At 67.7% G+C, this 16,377-nt stretch carries 12 protein-coding genes and 1 pseudogene; 6 read left to right on the forward strand and 7 right to left on the reverse strand.

Annotated features, from left to right (window positions below):
- Window positions 1-512: pseudogene (locus tag HR086_RS08355) on the forward strand (hypothetical protein); the annotation flags it as partial.
- Between the two features lie 291 nt (window positions 513-803).
- A complete protein-coding gene (locus HR086_RS08360; RefSeq protein WP_174465320.1) occupies window positions 804-1,571 on the forward strand; it encodes a MerR family transcriptional regulator in 768 nt (255 codons plus the stop codon).
- A gap of 6 nt (window positions 1,572-1,577) precedes the next feature.
- On the opposite strand, the gene HR086_RS48400 is transcribed toward HR086_RS08360, so the two are convergent.
- The 7 genes from HR086_RS48400 to HR086_RS08390 all read right to left on the reverse strand — a co-directional run bounded on the left by HR086_RS48400 (window position 1,578) and on the right by HR086_RS08390 (window position 10,116).
- The gene (locus HR086_RS48400) at window positions 1,578-4,334 is read right to left on the reverse strand and encodes a YfhO family protein (RefSeq protein WP_254626247.1); all 2,757 of its coding nucleotides are present in this window, start codon (window positions 4,332-4,334) and stop codon (window positions 1,578-1,580) included.
- Complete coding sequence (locus tag HR086_RS08370) at window positions 4,331-5,839, reverse strand: hypothetical protein (protein ID WP_174465321.1); 1,509 nt, start codon at window positions 5,837-5,839, stop codon at window positions 4,331-4,333. Before HR086_RS08370 ends, HR086_RS48400 begins: the two co-directional genes overlap by 4 nt.
- 554 nt (window positions 5,840-6,393) lie before the next feature.
- Window positions 6,394-6,702 carry a hypothetical protein gene (locus HR086_RS08375; protein ID WP_141643566.1) on the reverse strand — a complete coding sequence of 103 codons (309 nt, stop codon included), beginning with the start codon at window positions 6,700-6,702 and terminating at the stop codon, window positions 6,394-6,396.
- A gap of 128 nt (window positions 6,703-6,830) precedes the next feature.
- Window positions 6,831-6,956 carry a hypothetical protein gene (locus HR086_RS49165; RefSeq protein WP_256433614.1) on the reverse strand — a complete coding sequence of 42 codons (126 nt, stop codon included), beginning with the start codon at window positions 6,954-6,956 and terminating at the stop codon, window positions 6,831-6,833.
- 144 nt (window positions 6,957-7,100) lie between these two features.
- Window positions 7,101-8,042, reverse strand: a complete 942-nt coding sequence (locus tag HR086_RS08380) for a hypothetical protein (protein ID WP_174465322.1) — start codon at window positions 8,040-8,042, stop codon at window positions 7,101-7,103.
- Between the two features lie 183 nt (window positions 8,043-8,225).
- Window positions 8,226-8,636: a methylglyoxal synthase gene (locus HR086_RS08385; RefSeq protein WP_174461273.1), complete on the reverse strand. Its 411-nt coding sequence runs from the start codon at window positions 8,634-8,636 to the stop codon at window positions 8,226-8,228.
- 754 nt (window positions 8,637-9,390) lie between these two features.
- Window positions 9,391-10,116 (reverse strand): hypothetical protein, encoded by a 726-nt coding sequence (locus HR086_RS08390; protein ID WP_174461272.1) that lies wholly within the window; start codon window positions 10,114-10,116, stop codon window positions 9,391-9,393.
- Window positions 10,117-11,938: 1,822 nt separating this feature from the next.
- Between HR086_RS08390 and HR086_RS08395 the strand changes: the two genes are divergently transcribed.
- From HR086_RS08395 to truA, 4 genes are read left to right on the forward strand one after another with little or no spacing between them, the layout of a single operon-like run.
- Window positions 11,939-13,264, forward strand: a complete 1,326-nt coding sequence (locus HR086_RS08395; protein ID WP_141643562.1) for an amidohydrolase family protein — start codon at window positions 11,939-11,941, stop codon at window positions 13,262-13,264.
- A gap of 14 nt (window positions 13,265-13,278) precedes the next feature.
- Window positions 13,279-14,253, forward strand: coding sequence for a class I SAM-dependent rRNA methyltransferase (locus HR086_RS08400; RefSeq protein ID WP_141643561.1), 975 nt, complete (start codon window positions 13,279-13,281; stop codon window positions 14,251-14,253).
- 36 nt (window positions 14,254-14,289) lie between these two features.
- Window positions 14,290-15,573 carry a serine/threonine-protein kinase gene (locus tag HR086_RS08405; RefSeq protein ID WP_174453457.1) on the forward strand — a complete coding sequence of 428 codons (1,284 nt, stop codon included), beginning with the start codon at window positions 14,290-14,292 and terminating at the stop codon, window positions 15,571-15,573.
- 1 nt (window position 15,574) lies between these two features.
- The gene (gene truA / locus HR086_RS08410) at window positions 15,575-16,372 is read left to right on the forward strand and encodes a tRNA pseudouridine(38-40) synthase TruA (protein ID WP_141643559.1); all 798 of its coding nucleotides are present in this window, start codon (window positions 15,575-15,577) and stop codon (window positions 16,370-16,372) included.
- Window positions 16,373-16,377 lie beyond the last annotated feature (5 nt).

Consider the following 16,377-nt stretch of genomic DNA (forward strand, 5'->3'; position numbering starts at 1 on the left):
GGCGGGGGACGCATCATCCCGGTGCGTTGATTGCCTCCGAGCCCTTCACCGGCCACGCGTGGTTCAACCGCGCGGAGGACCAGATGCTGGGCAACCTCGTGTTCGCCACGCCGCGCTTCGACGGAAACCTGTACGTCGAGCCGACGGATGCGCGACTGGCGCAGGGGCCCGAACCCTTCACCTACGCGCCGACCCGCGCGCTCGTCATGCTGGCGGAACAGGCAGGGGGCGTGACGGTGGAGACGTTGCCGGCGCTGGAGGGGAAGATGTCCAGCGTGGTGCTCGCCAAGGGGGAGCATGCCCTGACGGCCACGCGCGCAGAGCCCGCCATCGTCTACGTGGCGGAGGGTTCGGGCTCCCTGAATGCGGCGGACGAGCGGCCGGTGAAGCCGGGCCAGCTCTGGGTGCTACGCCGCGACGCGACGGTGCGCGTGGCGGAGGGGGCCTCGCTGATGATGTATGTCTTTCGTCCTCCCGTGGACGCTCCGCCAGACGTGGCGCACGCGCCCTGAGGCGCCCGAGGCTTCGTTGCCTCGCGATGAACGCCCGAGACTTCGCGGTGGATGGCCCGAAGGTCCACTCCACAACGGCCGGTGTCGAGGCGCGTTGCATGAAGGACTCGAGGGGCGCGACTCGCACGGAGACCGTGCGCCCAACCCGCCCGATGATGCTCGGAGGGCCGCCCGAGCCCCCATTTGAGGGAGCCCGTGACAGGTTGCCCGCTTCATTCGTGGCGTCTCGACGTGGCGGGGGTTGACCCTCACGCGACGTGAGGCCTTAGACATCTCATCCGAGGTGAAGAGATGGCTCTGACGGTCAGCCAGGTGGCCCGATTGGCGAAGGTCAGCGTTCGGGCGCTGCATCACTACGACGAGCTTGGCCTGCTGTGTCCTTCGGGGCGCAGCGAGGCGGGGTATCGGCTGTACACGCAGGCGGACCTGGAGCGGTTGCAGCAGGTGCTCTTCTTCCGGGAGCTCGCCTTCCCGCTGGAGGAGATCCGCCGCATCCTGGGTGACCCTCGCTTCGACCTTCGCGCGGCCTTGCTCATGCAGAGGCAGTTGCTGACCGAGCGGGCCTCGCGGCTGGACGCACTCCGCCACGCCGTGGACGCGGCGTTGGACGCACTGGACCAGGGGAAGACGATGGACAGCGAGAAGATGTTCGAGGCGTTTGGGGACTTCGACCCCTCGAAGTACGAGGCCGAGGTGAAGGAGCGCTGGGGCGACACGGAGGCCTACAAGGAATCGGCCCGGCGGACCTCGCGCTACAAGAAGGAGGACTGGAGCGCCATCAAGGCGGAAGGGGACCAGCTCATGAAGGCGCTCGCGGAGCACCTCGGAGCAGGACGCGCGCCGACGGAGCCCGAGGTGCTGGCGCTCGCGGAGGCGCATCGTCAGTACATCTCGAAGTGGTTCTACCCGTGCTCATACGTCATCCACCGGGGGCTCGGGGAGATGTACGTGAGTGACTCCCGCTTCACGGAGAACATCGACAGCGTGAAGCCCGGGCTCTCGCGGTACCTGCGAGACGCCTTCGTGGCCAACGCGGAACGCAACGGCGTGGAGTCGTGACGTCCGTCACGCCGGGGCGACTGGACGTCGTCTCGCCCTGAGCCACACGAAGCCGAGCCCCGCCCAGCCGAGCAGGGACAGCAGGAGTCCCGCGCGGAAGCTGAGCGGGGTGTAGTCGAAGCGGACGTGGTGCTCACCGCGTGAAAGGCGCACGGCTCGCAGCGAGTGGTCCGCGCGGTGGATGGGGGCGTCCTTGCCGTCCACTGTCGCGCGCCAGCCCGGGTAGTAGCTGTCCGAGACGATGAGGTAGCTGTCGTCGCAAGCCCTCACGTCCAGTGCCAGGTGCTGGGCTCCGCTGCTGGAGGGCCGCACGGAGCCTTCGCAATCGGGACGTTCGAGTGGCTCGCCCGAGGCGAGGAAGGCAATCTCCCGGAAGGGCTGGTCGGCATCCAGCACCGCCTCCAGGGCTTCGTCATCCGTGACGACGCGGGCGCGCTGGACGAGGAAGGCTCGGGGCAGGGCGGTGCGCGAGCGGGAGAGCGTGGTGCCGTCCTCGGCGCGGTGGAGCAACTCCAGGTCGTCGAACGGGGGCGGGCCCTGGCGGAGATAGTGCGTGACGCCGGCCAGGTCATAGACGCTGCGCTCTCCGGCGAGGTGGAAGCGGTCCGAGCGCACGGGCTCGGGGGCGCCGTAGCCTTCGAGCGCGGGCAGTCGCTCCTCGACGAACCTGTTCGGCATGAGGCGGTCGAGGCTGCGCTCGATGGTGTTCGTCACCACGGCGCGAGTGGGGTCCTCGGGGCCTTCGATGTCCGCGCTGATGCGTCCCTGAAACGGCTGGGGCAACAGCGTGCGTAGGGAGAAGGGCTGTCGAAGCGAGTCCCAGGGCGTGTACTTGGGAATCCCCAGCAGCGAGTGTGCCGCCGCGAGTTCGAGGACGGCGAGAGCCGCGAGTCCATGGCGAACGCGGCGCGGGCGCGCGAAGGACCACGGCAGGAGGAAGAGGATGAGGGTGGCGAGCCCGAGCGCGAAGGGCACCCAGGGTGCACCGGCCTCGGCGGAGGCGCGCATGGGGAGCATGCGCACCACGGGGCCGATGGCTGCGATGGCTGCGCCCATGGCGACGAAGGCGATGGCGGCCTTCAGTCGGGAGGGAGGCAGCTTTCGTGCGAGCCGGCCCAGCGCATCCAGCCCGAAGGCCGAGAGCACCGCGAGGCAGAAGGCCGCGCCCACGAAGTACTTCGCGGGGTAGCGGAAGAGCGAGAACGGCGGCACGGACTGGAGGACCCAGGCCGAGGGAGGAAAGTGCCGCCCCAGACTCAGCATCACCAGCGTGAGGGCCCCTACGATGAAGGGCCGTGCGCGACGCGGGCCATGGAGTCCGCCGACGATGGCGAGCGCACAGGGCAGGGTGCCGAGAAACAGGTTGAGGATGAACCACTGGTCCTCGCCCCAGTACCTGTCACGAGGCCAGTCCGCGAGCGGCCACACAGAAGACAGCACTTGCGGCCAGGATACGGACCAGGCGAGCTGCTCGGCCCAGCCGCGCTGGGAGCGCAGGGAGTTCCGAGCGAACTCCGCCGCAGGGAACAGCGCCACCGACGCGAGCACGGCGGACAGGATGAAGCCCCCGGTGATACGCGCCACCGCGAGTCCCCGGGCCTGGAGGCGGGTCCGTGCGTCGCGCGTGCTCGAAGGCGCTACCGACGAAGGAACGCCGTGGAGCTGAGAACGGGGGACCGCTTCGCGACCCATCGATGGATTCCGCGCGGCCGTACCGTGCTCGGCGATGTGCTCATGCGCGAGGAGGTGAGGTTGTTCGAGTCCCGCGTCCGAGGGCCTCGCGGCTCTGGCGGCAATCAACTGTTCCGCACGGAGTGGTCGATGGCCCTCCTCCGTCAGTTCCGAGGTGGCGCCGAACGGAGGCTGGCTCGACCGCGCGACTTCGGAGTGATGCGACGCTGCCGCGGTCAGTACCGCGTGGGGCTGAAGTGCTCGGCTCGCTGCTTCAGAATCGGAGCGGACCTGGGTCCCTTGCTCGCTCGCGGTCGATGTGTCGGCGTGTGGCCCCGCCAACGTCGCGACCGAAACAGGGGGAGGCGTGCCAATGGGTAGCGGCTGAGCGGCTGCATGCGCCTCGGGCGTGGGCAACCCGCGTGTCGCCGAGGGCCCTTCATGAGCCCGACGCCTCGACGAATCCGTGAGGAGTGCCACCAGGACCGCGACGATTCCCTGCCACAGCGTGGTTTCGGGCGAGCCCGCGAAGAGAGACAGGGCGGAGAAGACGGAGAGGCGAGCGAGCGGACCGGGTCCGGGCCGGTGCGCGAGGTCATGCGCCGCGAGGAGGATGAACCCGCTCCACGCCGCCGCGTCCACGACGTTCTGCTGGATGCCCAGGTCCGTCATCATCGGAGACAGGCCGAACATCGCCCCCGCGACGAGTGACGCGGGCCACGAGGCTCGCAGCTTCCTGGCGAGCAGGAACACTCCCACCGAGGCGATCGCCGCGTGCGCGATGTGCAACACCGTCATCGAGACGATGGGGCCGGAGACGAGCACCGCCACCCAGCGCGGTGGATAGAACACCTGCGAGTAGAGCGTGGCCGCGAACGGTTGTCCCAGTCGCAGGTACGGTGTCCACAGCGGCAGTTCGCCCGCGCGCAGGGACTCCAACAGGAAGGCGGAGTCGGGGAAGAAGACGCGGAACACGTCTCGACCGGCGAGCAGCTCTCCGCGCAGCACCGGGCTGTAGGCGAAGGCGAGCATCGCCACGAGCCCCACGATGGCGAGCCCCGCCTTCCGCGCTTCCGTCCGCCGCGCGGTCATGGATGGCCCGTCGCGGTGGTGCGCTCACGAATCCACAGCACGTAGTTGCCGTCACGAGCCTCCTCGCGCCAGCCGCCGAGCACCTTCAGGTTGTCGAGCAGGATGTTGCCGGGGTTCTCGATGTCCCAGAGCAGGTAGTCCGGGTCATAGCGCGTCAGGGCTTCCTCCCAGCCGGGCTCGCCCCAGACGAGCTTGTCGTAGTCCTCGTGGACCGACATGGGGAACGGGTCGTTCCGGCTGTCGATGAACACCTTGTAGTCGGCGCCCGCGAAGAACGAGATGGGGCCGCCGATGACGAAGGGGTTGAGCACCTTGCCCGGAGGGTGCTTGCGCAGCGCCTCGAAGACCGGGATGGGGATGATGGAGCGCTTCACGCCCTGCTCGAACGGCAGTGGGCTCTGCGCATGAATCAGGACGAGTCCCAGCAGCGCCAGCGTGGGCCAGAGCCCGCCGCTGGCCTTGTCGTTCCAACCGGCCGTCAGTCCATCGAACCGTGACCAGAAGCGCTTCCACGCTCCGACCGGCGCGTCCGTTGCCACGGCGGTGTCCCGGCTCGACGCGACATGCTCCAGGAGGGCGAGCGCCAGCAGCACGGCGGCGAAGGGGGCATGGCGCTGCACCTTGATGGCGGCGAGTCCGAGCACGAAGGTGGGCAGGAGGATGGCCACTTTGCGCACGCGGGCCTGTCCCACGGCGAAGCAGGCCGCGCCGCCGAGCGCGAGGTAGGCCCAGCTCGAGGCGAGGTCCAGGTTGAGCGGGCGCCACTCGACGATGGTCTGCGTGGACGGCAGCAGCGAGTGATGGAGCGGGTACAGGTAGATGTTGAGCCCGTCCGGACCCAGTCCCGCCATGAGGAACGCGGCGACGCTGAAGCCGATGGCGCGCAGCGAGCGCCGGCGCGACTCTGGAGTGCCCTCGTCCAGGGCCTGTCCGACAGCGGTGGCGCCGAGCAGCGCCGGGCCGAGCAGCCAGCTCCCGTGGACGTTGGCCCAGACGGCGCCGAGGAAGGGGAACACCCAGAGGGTGCGGTCATTGCCCGCGCGCCAGGACTGGATGGCGAGCACCGCGAGGGTGAAGAGCAGGTGGCCCAGATGGTAGGGGCGCTCTTGAGGCCATGTGGGCGCGTAGACGACGAGGAGGGCCGCGAGCGTCGCCACGGCGAGCAACCCACGTCTCCCCGAGGCCGCGCGCTCCAGGACGGTCCACAGGAGCATGAGGTTGAGGGCGACGAGGCCGGCGACCAGGAGAGCGGGCCCAGCGGCGCCGAGCCAGCGGACCAGTGCGACGCAGAGGACGCCGAAGCCCCACTCATGAGGGACCCAGCCGGCGGTGCCGGTGACGCTGAAGGGGTCGATGCGAGTGAAGCCGTTCTTCAAGACGAACTGTCCACCGGCGAGGTGGAAGAACAGGTCGAAGTTCTTGAGCGGCGACATCCCGAGCCGCACGGTGAGCACCAGTGCCGCCAGGGCCGCTGGACCGGGAAGGAGGAGGGACCGCGTTCTCATGTGGGCCGCAGGCTACTTCGCTCCTGGCGCCCTGCGAAGGCATGCCTGCAGGGAAGGACAGGGGGCGAGTAGGGTCCTGGGCGTGGCAGGGTGCTGCCTGTGCCTCGAAAGCCGTCGGGATGCGGCAGGACGAAGTCCCCGGGGCTCCTGCGAGGAGCGGTCCGAGATGGAGATCACATGAGTCGTGCCTATCGGCTGTCGTGGAGTGCGGTGACGCTGCTCTTGCTGACCTGGGGGCTGGCAGGCTGCAAGTGTGAGGCGAATGGGAGCGACCCCGACGCGAAGATGCTCGCGGTCATCGGCACTCGTTGCGCGGCTCCGAGCGATTGTGGCCCAGGCCTGGTGTGCGCCGGCGGGACGAACTTCGCTCACACGGATGGGGGCTCGACCTGTGAGCTTGCCTGCAACCCGAGAGGAAATGACTCTTGTCCTGAAGGGTGGAGCTGCGTCATCACCAGAGATGGCCCTGGCTCCACTCTTCCAGGACATTGCCGCGACATTCGTCCGTGAAGTTGCACGTGGGAGGGACTCGATTCGCGAGGTCTGGGGTGGGTTCAGTCCACGCGTCCAGTGAGTCGTTGTTCCAAGAGGGTGTCGCCAGCCAGTTGTGCGTACCGGTGAAGGCGCTGCATGATTGCAATGTTGGTTCGTTCATCACGAATCAACCAATCAACAGCGTCCGTCAGCGACTCATGTGCGAGGTCATTCTCGACGGCCAGTGCCAGCAGTGCATAAGCCAAGGTTCGTGCGGCGTCGGGGTCACCCTGGCCAAGGGCGATTCGGATCTCACGGGCGAGCGACTGCACTCCTTGGCGAGGCTCGACCATCGCTTGATGAATCAGTTCGCGAACGTCCAGGGTCATGGGTCGCTCAATCCTATGGGGGGCTCCAGGCACCTTCGCCCCTGGGACCCCTGCGAAGAAGGATGGTTGCTGGGGCGCAGGAGGGGTTTGCGGAATCACCGGTCCCGAGGCCTGGTGGGGCAGCGGGGTCAGTGCTCGCAGGTGCTCTGTTCATGGTTCCAGGCGCCACCCGAGTCGAGGCACGTGTCGATGCGCCACCACCGCCCGCAATACGGCACTCCGAGCGACACAGTCAGCCCCAGGAGCACAGCCATGGTGGCATATCGCCAACGGGTCGCGAGCCAATCACCGAGGGTTCGTGGGTTCATGATCGTCAGGTGCTTCGAGATAGGGAAAGGGCATTGGAGCGAGGACTGGGGCTTGTCGCAAGCCTTTGGCTCTAGTTTGCGAACACTCCCCTAGCGCATGTTCAACGCGGCGTTCAGGGCCGCCGCAGCCGCGCAGGCCCAGCGCCGGCCGATGGCGACATAGCCTGGCGCGTGGATGAAGGGCGGAAGATCCTCCTGGGACCTGCGGTCGACGTCCATGTTCAGGGGCCAGGCGTCCTGCGAGGCTCTCGCCAGTCGCACCGCCCGCCACGACGCGCCCGCGGCCTCCAGGACACTCAGATAATCGTCCCGCACCAGCCAGCGTGCGGCATTCTCCAGGATGACGGGCCGCATCGCCCTCGTCGCCGGTTGGACGGGGTGCCACTGCTTGGCCCGCCGGCGATATTCCTTCAACTCCTCCTGGCGCAGCGCGATGAGCCTCTCCCGAAAGGAGTCCTCCGTGTCCTCCAGGAGCTCCAACGTGGTGCGCCCTTGCTTCGCGTAGAACATGTCCGTCGCGTCATCCGCTCGGGCCCTGGCTTCCACGAACGCGACATAGTCCCGGGTGGCCACAAGCAGCTCCCGCTCCGCCTCTTCCAGAGGGGTGATCGTCGCCGGCCGCGACTCCTCAGGCACCTCGACGAAGCACTCCTCATAGGGTCCGCTCAGGCCTCGCGGGTCGAGGCTCGAATGCTTGTAGCGGTACCAGGCGAGGCGATCCGGGAAGACGAGGGCGAACTCCGGCAACGGGGGCTGCCGTGGTGGCGGCGTGTGGAGCGCCCAGTCACCGGGATCGACGGTGCACAGCGTCCGGATCGCTTGCAGGCCCCGCACCCGCTGGAGATCCAGCCATGCATAGAACGAGGGCTCGAAATCCCCATCGCAGGCGAAGCCGCGAAAGACGTCCCCCTCCCTCTTCGTCACGCCCACCCACGGGTCGTCGAGCACCGCCGCTCGCAGGTCGCGCCCTCCGAGCCGCGCATTGCCGACGATGACGGCCTGCCATGCATAGAGATGGACCGAAACGAGCATCCCCCTACCTTCCCGAGCCCGCACGCCGGTGACAAGCCCCCACGCGTCGTACGGTTCCGGTAGTCGCGGAGGTCACTGTCGCGTGAGAAGGTTCAGGTGGCGCCCCGCCCCCACGGCCCAGCGCGCCGCGCGGCGGCAGGTCCACCTTCACCAGGTCCATGGATACAGGACCGCCGCCGCGGTTCATGCGGATTCCCTTCCTCCGTTGCTCATTTGTGCCGCGCGTTGCTCGAGTTGAGTCAACACCAGATGTGCTGACGCCACGTTGGTCGCGCACGGCGTATTGTGCACTTCGCAGGCGCGGACCAGGGCGTTGATGTCCGGTTCGTGCGACTGCGGTGTCATCGGGTCGCGCAGGAAGATCAAGCAGTCGATCTCACCCTCCACCAACAGCGAGCCGATCTGCAAGTCGCCGCCAAAGGGGCCGGAGTGCTTGCGGTCCACTTCCAGCCCCAGTTCGTTGGTCAGGCGGCTGCCGGTGGTGCCGGTGGCGGTCAGCGTGCAGGTTGAGAGGAAGGCTTTGTATTCAGCGGCCAGGGCGAGCATGTCGTCTTTTTTCGTGTCGTGAGCAATCAATGCAATGCGGAGTTTCATTCGGGATTCCCTAGGTTTCTAGACGGCCGATAGAGTCAGGCCCGCACGAGGGCGATGTTGAATATCCCCGCGATACCCAGAACCTACCCACCATCCATCTCGGCTCAACCCCTAACATCGTCCTCCGCGAATTCGCGAGTTATCACCCGCTCCTCTCGCACAAAAAAGACATCGACACTGTCCCTCCGGACAATGGGCCTCATGTTCACGAAGACAGCGGATATGCGGGATAGACGCCCTGTTGAAGGGAGAGGGTGGAGCGGGGTTGAGGAAGTCCCCTGCGTGATGCTCCCGGCCGGCGTGAGCGGGCTGACCTGCGGGGCCGCATGTCCTCCCAGTGAGCCCCGCAAACGGGGACGAGAGCGGGGCAAGACGGGACGGGCGGCACAACGAACCGACGTGAGCCCAAGGCGATGGTGGATAACGCGCGCATGCCCGGATCGAGCATCCTCGGCCCATCTCTGAAATGCCTGAGGGGTCGAAGGGTACACGCTTCGATGCGCTCACCTCGCCGAAGCAACGGGCATGGCCGTATGTGAAAGGCCCTTCGAGTTGGCCTCCGCGGAGGCGGTGACGGTGGCTCGCATCAAGCAGGACGAGGAAGCCTCGCGTGTCGTCACATTGACTCGGCGATTCTGTGAAGTCGCGCGCTCGCGAGGCGCTTCACAGGGCGCAAGACCCACGAGGTCTTGCAGTCCCTGTGAAGGTTTCACCATTACGCTCCAGGCCCGCTACCGTCTTCGGGGTACCTCGGTCAGTTGAGCCACTTGCTCGAGGGAGCGAGCTTCACGATCGCGGCCTCGATCTCGCCATCCAGGTCGCTGCGCAGTTGTTCCCGATCAGCATCCACGGTGGCGGTCGTGGTCGTCTCGGTGACCGTGGTGCGGTTGCGGTTACCCACCCGTCGCGTGCTCACGCTCTTCGTGGTGTTGCTCACCTGGTCGCGGCGGCCTTCGCTGGTGAACGAGATCGGGAAGCCTCCGATGGGCTTTCCGTCGGCGAGGTCGAAGGCGACGACGTCGCCCTCGAAGGAGCGCCCCTTCACCTCGCGGGTGCGCAGCACGAAGACGTACGCGAGGTTGGCGCAGGCATCGAGGTACTCGATGGCGACGTTGGCGTGCACGTTGGCGGCGGTCTGCATGCCGTAGGTGCCCTTGGAGAGGAGCTGGCCGCAGGCCTGAATCAGCCCCGCCTGCCTCACCCGCATCTTGTAGTGCGGAGGCTCGTCCTTGAAAACCGAGAGGTCGTCGAGGTCCTCGGCGTAGACCACGGTGCCGGTGCGCAGCGGCGTGGTCGTGAGGAAGGCCATGACGAGGGGCGCCGCGCCGAGCGTGAGCGAGCCCTCCTTCACCGGCGGCAGCGCCCGCGCCTGGTCCGCGATGGATGTCACCTTGGCGAGCTTTGGGGCCACGGCCATGCGGCGCTGCTCGATGGCCTTTTTGGCCTCACCGCCGCAACCCGCGGCCAGGACCGCCGCCAACAAGAGTGCTCTCTTCGTCACGCTCAATCTCCTGTCTGCTGCACCGCGGGACCGGCGGGATGTCGGATGAGCAAGATGACCTCGCTGGTGCGCGACCTTGAAGATCCGCGTTCCACGACGCATGGCTCATGCGACAACTATAGGCAGCCCCGCCGCCGCTCGGATAGGGCTCCAGGAACACAAACCAGCCCGTTGTCTTCTTGTCTCGTGCAGCGTCCTGGACTCCTTCCCGCCGCCGACCTCGCCCCGCTACGAGAAGCCGTTCCGCCACCCCCTGGCGAAGCAGGGACCGTCCGCCGCGTCCGCTCCACTCCAGCACTCTCCTGTTCCTCGAATGAAATTCGCTTCGAGGCAGCTTTCGGAGACGTGAGCCCAGGCTCGGCGTTCAGATGGAGGCCGACGGAGCATATCGAATGGACGCACGGTCTAAATCATGGCGACGTCATGGTTCGACGTTGCTTGCGTGGAACGTGTTTCTCTCGGTGCGGTGGAGGTCAAGGGTTAGGATGGCCTCTCACGAGAAGCCCCAGGGAATGGAGCGGAAATGTCTGTCCGGAGAAGCCTCATTCACGGCGCATGGGCGGTGATGCTCATCTCGGGTTCTGCCCTGGCCGAGGACGCTTCAGGAAAGAGTTGCGTGCCCGTCCACGTGGCGGGTCGTGTCCTGACAGAAGTCTGCTCGGAACCATGGGGAAGCGCGGCCGGGACTCCCCCCACGGGAACAGCGGTGCTGGCGGGGCGGTCAGGGAGTGTCTGGCTCGAGTTTCTCTCGGTCGGGCAACTCGCTCTGATGTTCTGGGGTCGTGCTGAGTCCAGCGCTTCGTGCGAATCGCGGTCCGAGGTGCTTGCTCATCTGCGGCGTGAGACGGGTGTTGTCCTGAAGGGCCCCCGCATCGAGCATTGGGGTAACTGGCCCAACTTCTCCTGGAGGGAGTGCCATGACGGTGCTGTGGCTGGAGACAGATTGAGCGTTTGCTGCGAGCGGAGGGCTGGCGCCAGCAAACGTGGCGTCGTCACGCTCCAGGTCTTACTGCGGACCCGCCACCATGAGCGATGGATGGAAACTCAGCCTCAATCCCAGGGGGAGCAGGTCATCCCTTGAGTGTCATGACCAGGGGGAGGACCGTGATTGGGGACATGAAGATTCTTCAGGACATGGGGCTTCTCCTCGTGCTGGCTCTATGGGGGTGTTCACACTCGGTGGTGCCTCGCGATGTCGCGCATGCCAGGAAGATATCTGAGTGCCTTGTGTCTGCTGGCCGTGAGGAACTTCTCGACCCGAATGATAATTGGGAACTCTCGCCTGAATGCCGCGAGACATGGTGGGCCGCCGCCGCGGAGATCGAGGAACTCTCAACCTGCCAGGCCGATGACGACTGCTCGCTCGTTGCGTTGCAGCCAGTTCCGTATGATGCGTGTTGGCTGGTCGGTTCGAAGAAGGTGGTGAATGAGGAACTGCCACGTATCAGCCATCTCGTACACGCTGCCTGTGGCTACTACTGCGTCATGTGCTCGGACTCGCCTCGAGTTCGCTGTGTCGCAGGGAGGTGCAGGGCACCGGGATACCCTCGGATACCCGTCCCCTCTGAGACGGGATGTGATGCGACGCCTCCCTGATTCGCCGGCGGGTGCAATGCCCCACTCCGCGGAGAGGGGACGGTACAGAGGCGGTGGGCTGTCCGGTCCGTGGACCCCTTGGCTCGGCGGAGCGGGGCGCCCTGCCCTGAGTCGCCTCCTCTGGCAAGCCCTCGTTGCCGACCCCGGATTCCTGGACTTACCCCGCTCCCACCTCCATTGACCCGTGCTATGACAGTTGCCGGACATGGAAGGTCGCCTGCTGTTGAAAAACTGCGCTGTGTTCCGGGCGGATGGCCGGGTCAGGCGCGGTATGGCCGTGGTCGTCGAGGGTGGTGTCATCCGCCGCGTCGCTCCGGACGCGCAGGTGCCTGTCCTTCCAGGTGACTGGGAAGTGGCCTGTCGAGGCCGCCTCGTCGCCCCCGGGCTGGTGGACAGCCACTCGCACCTCGTCAACGGCCAGCTCCTGCCGCCCAATGGCCAGTTTCTCCTCCTGCCGCCTCGCGAGCGACTGGAGCGCATGCGCCGCGTGGCCCGCCTCGTCTCCTCCGAGGACATCGAGGCCCTCACGCGCTTCGCCGCCGCCCGCGCGCTTCGCGATGGTGTCACCCTCGTCGTGGAACACCTCGCCTGCGCCGACGTGGCCGGAGGGCTCACCGCCCAGGCCCGCGCGGCCGAGAGCGTCGGCCTCCGACTGGTGACGAGCCACGCAACCCACAGCATGGATGGCGCCGCTCAGGCTGACGCATGGCTCGACGCCAATGCGGACTTCGCCCGCCGCTACGCGAAGCACCCCCTGGTGCGCGGCGCGCTGGGCTTCCACGCCTCGTATACCTGCGAGGACTCGCTCCTCTCGCGCATCTCCCGCCTCAGCGCGGAGCTCGAAGTCCCCACCGTCTTCCACCTCGCGGAGAACGAGGACGACCTCAGCACCACCTACGCTCGTCACGGTCAGCGGGTGGTGCCCCGGCTCGACGCGCTGGGCCTGCTGGGTCCTCGCGCCATCGCCGGCTATGCGCGCGCGCTGGACAGCTCCGAGGCCGCGCGCCTGGAGCAGACCGAAACCTTCGTCTCGCTCGCGGCCCGCGGTGTGCGGACCCTGGAGCGCGGCACGGACCCGATGGAGGCCATCCTCCTGCGGCTGCACCTGCTTGGACTGGGCACGGGCGGCCACGGCACCCTTCAGGACGAACTGCTCGCGGCCCTCGTGGGCGTGCTGCGCATCTCCCGCGCCGGGCACCTGCCGGACGTGGACAGCACCCTCGCGCACCTGCTCGTCAGCGGCCCCGCGGAGCTGTGTACCCGCCTGTTCGGCCTGCCCTCGGGCACCGTGGAGGAGGGCAGCCTCGCGGACCTCGTCGTCTACGACTCCGTGCCCGCGGCCGACCCCGAGACGGGCTACTCGCCGTATCTCATCGGCCAGCTCGCCCGCTCGCCCGCGGCCTGGACCATCGTCGATGGACGCGTCCGTGTGCGCGAAGGCCAGTTGCTGGGTTCCGACTACGTGGACCTGTCCCGCGCCGCCACCGAGGCGCTCGAGCGCGTCTGGTCTCGCGCCCGACTGGGAAGCTGATACAGGGAGGGCCCATGCCCACCCTCGTGGACACGCTTCGGACCGCGCAAGCCCGGCGCGGCCCCCTGTTGACCGACGCTCGCACCACCGCCTTCCGCGTCCTCCACGGCGAGGCCGATGGCGTCCCCGACGTGACGGCGGACCGCTTCGGTGGCCTGTATGTTCTCAGCCTCTACCGCGACTTCTCTCCCACGGAGGAAGAGGCGCTGCTCGACGCCGCGATGACGGCGTGGGCGCCGACGAGCCTGTATCTCAAGCGCCGTCCCCGCGAAGCACGGGTCCTCGCCAACGTGGCGAAGGAGACGCTGGCCCCGGAGACCTCCGCCCGGGGCGAGCCGGTGGAGTCCCTCACGGCCCTGGAGAATGGCCTGTCCTTCCTCATCCGCCCCGGACAGGGCCTCTCGGTGGGGCTGTATCTGGACATGCGCGACACTCGCGCGTGGCTCTTGAAAGAGGCGCGCGGCCTCACCGTGCTCAACCTCTTCGCCTACACCTGTGCATTCGGAGTGGTGGCGAAAGCGGGCGGCGCGAAGCGGGCGCTCAACCTGGACGCGAGTCGCCGCGTACTGGAGTGGGGTGAGGAGAACGCCCAGCTCAATGGCCAGCCCGTGGACCGCTATGACTACGTGGCCGGTGATGTCTTCGACTGGCTCAAGCGTCTGGCGAAGAAGGGCGAGACGTTCGACCTCGTCATCGCGGACCCTCCGTCGTTCTCCAACACGAAGGAGGCCCGCTTCTCCGCCGCCCGTGACTATGCCCGGCTGGCCGAGGCCACCGCGCGCGTCGTCGCCCCCGGGGGACGGCTGGTCGCCTGCTGCAACCACGCGGGCCTGCCCGCCCGGCGCTTCGAGGCCATGGTGTCCGAGGGCCTCTCCCTCGCGGGGCGGCAGGGCAGGGCGGTGGATTCCTCGGGTCCTTCTTCCCTCGACTTTCCGAGCCCTCCTGGCCAGGAGCCGGCCTTGAAGGTCCACGTCGTCCAACTTCGTTAGCGCCAGGGCCCCTGGCGCGGGTAAGGTCAGGACGCCATGTCTCCCGCCGCACCGCAGCAGCGCGAAACCGGTCGCTTCGGCAAGTACCGGCTCATCGACCGCATCGCCGTCGGAGGGATGGCGGAGATCTTCCTCGCACACCAGGAAGGCGAGGACGGTCGCGAGTCGCCCGTCGTCATCAAGCGCATCCGCCCGCACCTCTCCAAGCACGCGGCCTTCGTGAAGATGTTCCTCAACGAAGCCCGGCTCGCCTCCCAGCTCAACCACCCCAACGTCGTGCAGATTCACGACCTGGGGAAGATCGCGGAGAGCTATTTCATCGCCATGGAGTACGTGGCCGGCCGGGACATGCGCCGCGTCGTCCCCAAGGCGGAGGCGCTCGGGATTCCCTTCCCGCTGGTGTACGCGGTGAAGATTGCCTCGTGTGTCTGCGCGGGCCTGCACCACGCGCACACGAAGGCGGACCTGTACGACAGCCCGCTCAACATCGTCCACCGGGACGTGTCGCCAGAGAACATCGTCGTCGCCTTCGACGGCTCGGTGAAGATTCTCGACTTCGGCATCGCCAAGGCCGCCAACCAGGTGGGCCAGACGCGCACGGGCGAAATCAAGGGCAAGCTCAGCTACATGAGCCCGGAGCAGTGTCTGGGCAAGGCGCTGGACTGCCGCAGCGACGTGTTCTCGCTCGGCGTGGTGCTCTACGAGTGGCTCACGGGCTTCAAGCTCTTCACGGGCGAGTCCGAGGTCGCCGTGATGCGCAGCATCACCGAGGGGAAGATCTACGCGCCCTCGTACTTCCGCGAGGACCTGCCCGAGCGCGTGGAAGTCATCCTGATGAAGGCGCTGGAGCGAGACCGCGACAGGCGCTACCAGACGGCGGCGGAGATGCAGAAGGACCTGGACGCGTTCCTGGACGCGTACGACTTCACGCCCACGCCGCTGCACCTGGCCAACTTCATCAAGCAGCTCTTCGAGGAGGAGCTCCAGGAGGAGCAGCGCCGGCTGCGCAGCCGCAACGCCACCGCGCCCACCGCCGAGGAGGCGCTGGAGCTGTCGGAGGTCGTGGCCTCCCTGGACCCCGGGATTCCTCCGGCCCCGGTGTCCGAGCCACCTCCCGCCGTCACCGCGCCGCTCACCATCCCCCCGGGCATTGCCGCCCTGGCGCCGGGGGGGCCCGACGAGCGCACCGAGCCGCGCATGCTGGTCGTGCCCCTCTCCATGGAGGTGCTGGAGGCGGTGGAGGCGGTGGCCCGGCGCAACGGTGTCCCCGCGGGGCGCATGGTGGCGGAGCTCCTCGAGTCCTGGCTCAAGTACCGCTGACATGCCTCGGCTGAAGCTGACGCTCGAATACGAGGGCACTCGCTACGTGGGCTGGCAGGTGCAGCCCAATGGGCGCTCGCTCCAGGCGGTGATGGAGGAGGCGCTGTCGCGGCTCTTGAGCGAGCCCGTGTCCGTACGGTCCGCCGGGCGCACGGACTCTGGCGTCCACGCCACGGGGCAGGTGATCTGCTTCGACACGGAGCGGGTGCTTCCCATGAAGGCGTACGTCATGGGGCTCAACGGCCTGCTGCCGCACGACGTGGCGGTGGTGGACGCGGTGGAGGCACCCGAGGGGTTCGACCCGCGCCGCTGGTCCCGAGGCAAACGCTACCGTTACCGTCTGAACAATCGCCGCACGCGCTCCCCGCTGCACCGCACGACGCACTGGGAGGTCTTCGCGCCGCTGGATGTCGAGGCGATGCGCAGGGCGTCCGCGCATCTGCTGGGCCGGCATGACTTCTCCGCGTTCCGGGCCGCGGACTGTCAGGCGAAGCACGCGGTTCGCGAGGTGCGGAAAATCACGGTGGAGGGGGAGGCCGGGGGCGCCATCTCCATCGTGGTGGAGGGCACGGCCTTCCTGAAGCACATGGTGCGCAACCTCGTGGGGACGCTGGTGGACGTGGGCAAGGGGAAGCGGCCCGAGGCGTGGGTGGCGGAGGTGCTGGCCTCGCGCAACCGGAAGCTCGCGGGACAGACGGCGCCGCCCCAGGGGCTGGTGCTGGAGCAGGTCTTCTACGCGGATGGCCCGCCTCCTCGGACTCCGGGGGGGGAAGCGGACGTTGACGAGGACGAGGGCTGAACTGG

This window comes from Myxococcus sp. CA039A (assembly GCF_013336645.1).
Taxonomy (GTDB): Bacteria; Myxococcota; Myxococcia; order Myxococcales; family Myxococcaceae; genus Myxococcus; species Myxococcus llanfairpwllgwyngyllgogerychwyrndrobwllllantysiliogogogochensis.

Bases quoted from the DNA above. Each gene is read 5' to 3' on its own strand.
- HR086_RS08360 (WP_174465320.1), top strand. From the start codon at position 804: ATGGCTCTGACGGTCAGCCAGGTGGCCCGATTGGCGAAGGTCAGCGTT.
- HR086_RS48400 (WP_254626247.1), bottom strand. From the start codon at position 4,334: ATGACCGCGCGGCGGACGGAAGCGCGGAAGGCGGGGCTCGCCATCGTG.
- HR086_RS08370 (WP_174465321.1), bottom strand. From the start codon at position 5,839: ATGAGAACGCGGTCCCTCCTCCTTCCCGGTCCAGCGGCCCTGGCGGCA.
- HR086_RS08375 (WP_141643566.1), bottom strand. From the start codon at position 6,702: ATGACCCTGGACGTTCGCGAACTGATTCATCAAGCGATGGTCGAGCCT.
- HR086_RS49165 (WP_256433614.1), bottom strand. From the start codon at position 6,956: ATGGCTGTGCTCCTGGGGCTGACTGTGTCGCTCGGAGTGCCGTATTGC.
- HR086_RS08380 (WP_174465322.1), bottom strand. From the start codon at position 8,042: ATGCTCGTTTCGGTCCATCTCTATGCATGGCAGGCCGTCATCGTCGGC.
- HR086_RS08385 (WP_174461273.1), bottom strand. From the start codon at position 8,636: ATGAAACTCCGCATTGCATTGATTGCTCACGACACGAAAAAAGACGAC.
- HR086_RS08395 (WP_141643562.1), top strand. From the start codon at position 11,939: ATGGAAGGTCGCCTGCTGTTGAAAAACTGCGCTGTGTTCCGGGCGGAT.
- HR086_RS08400 (WP_141643561.1), top strand. From the start codon at position 13,279: ATGCCCACCCTCGTGGACACGCTTCGGACCGCGCAAGCCCGGCGCGGC.
- HR086_RS08405 (WP_174453457.1), top strand. From the start codon at position 14,290: ATGTCTCCCGCCGCACCGCAGCAGCGCGAAACCGGTCGCTTCGGCAAG.
- truA (WP_141643559.1), top strand. From the start codon at position 15,575: ATGCCTCGGCTGAAGCTGACGCTCGAATACGAGGGCACTCGCTACGTG.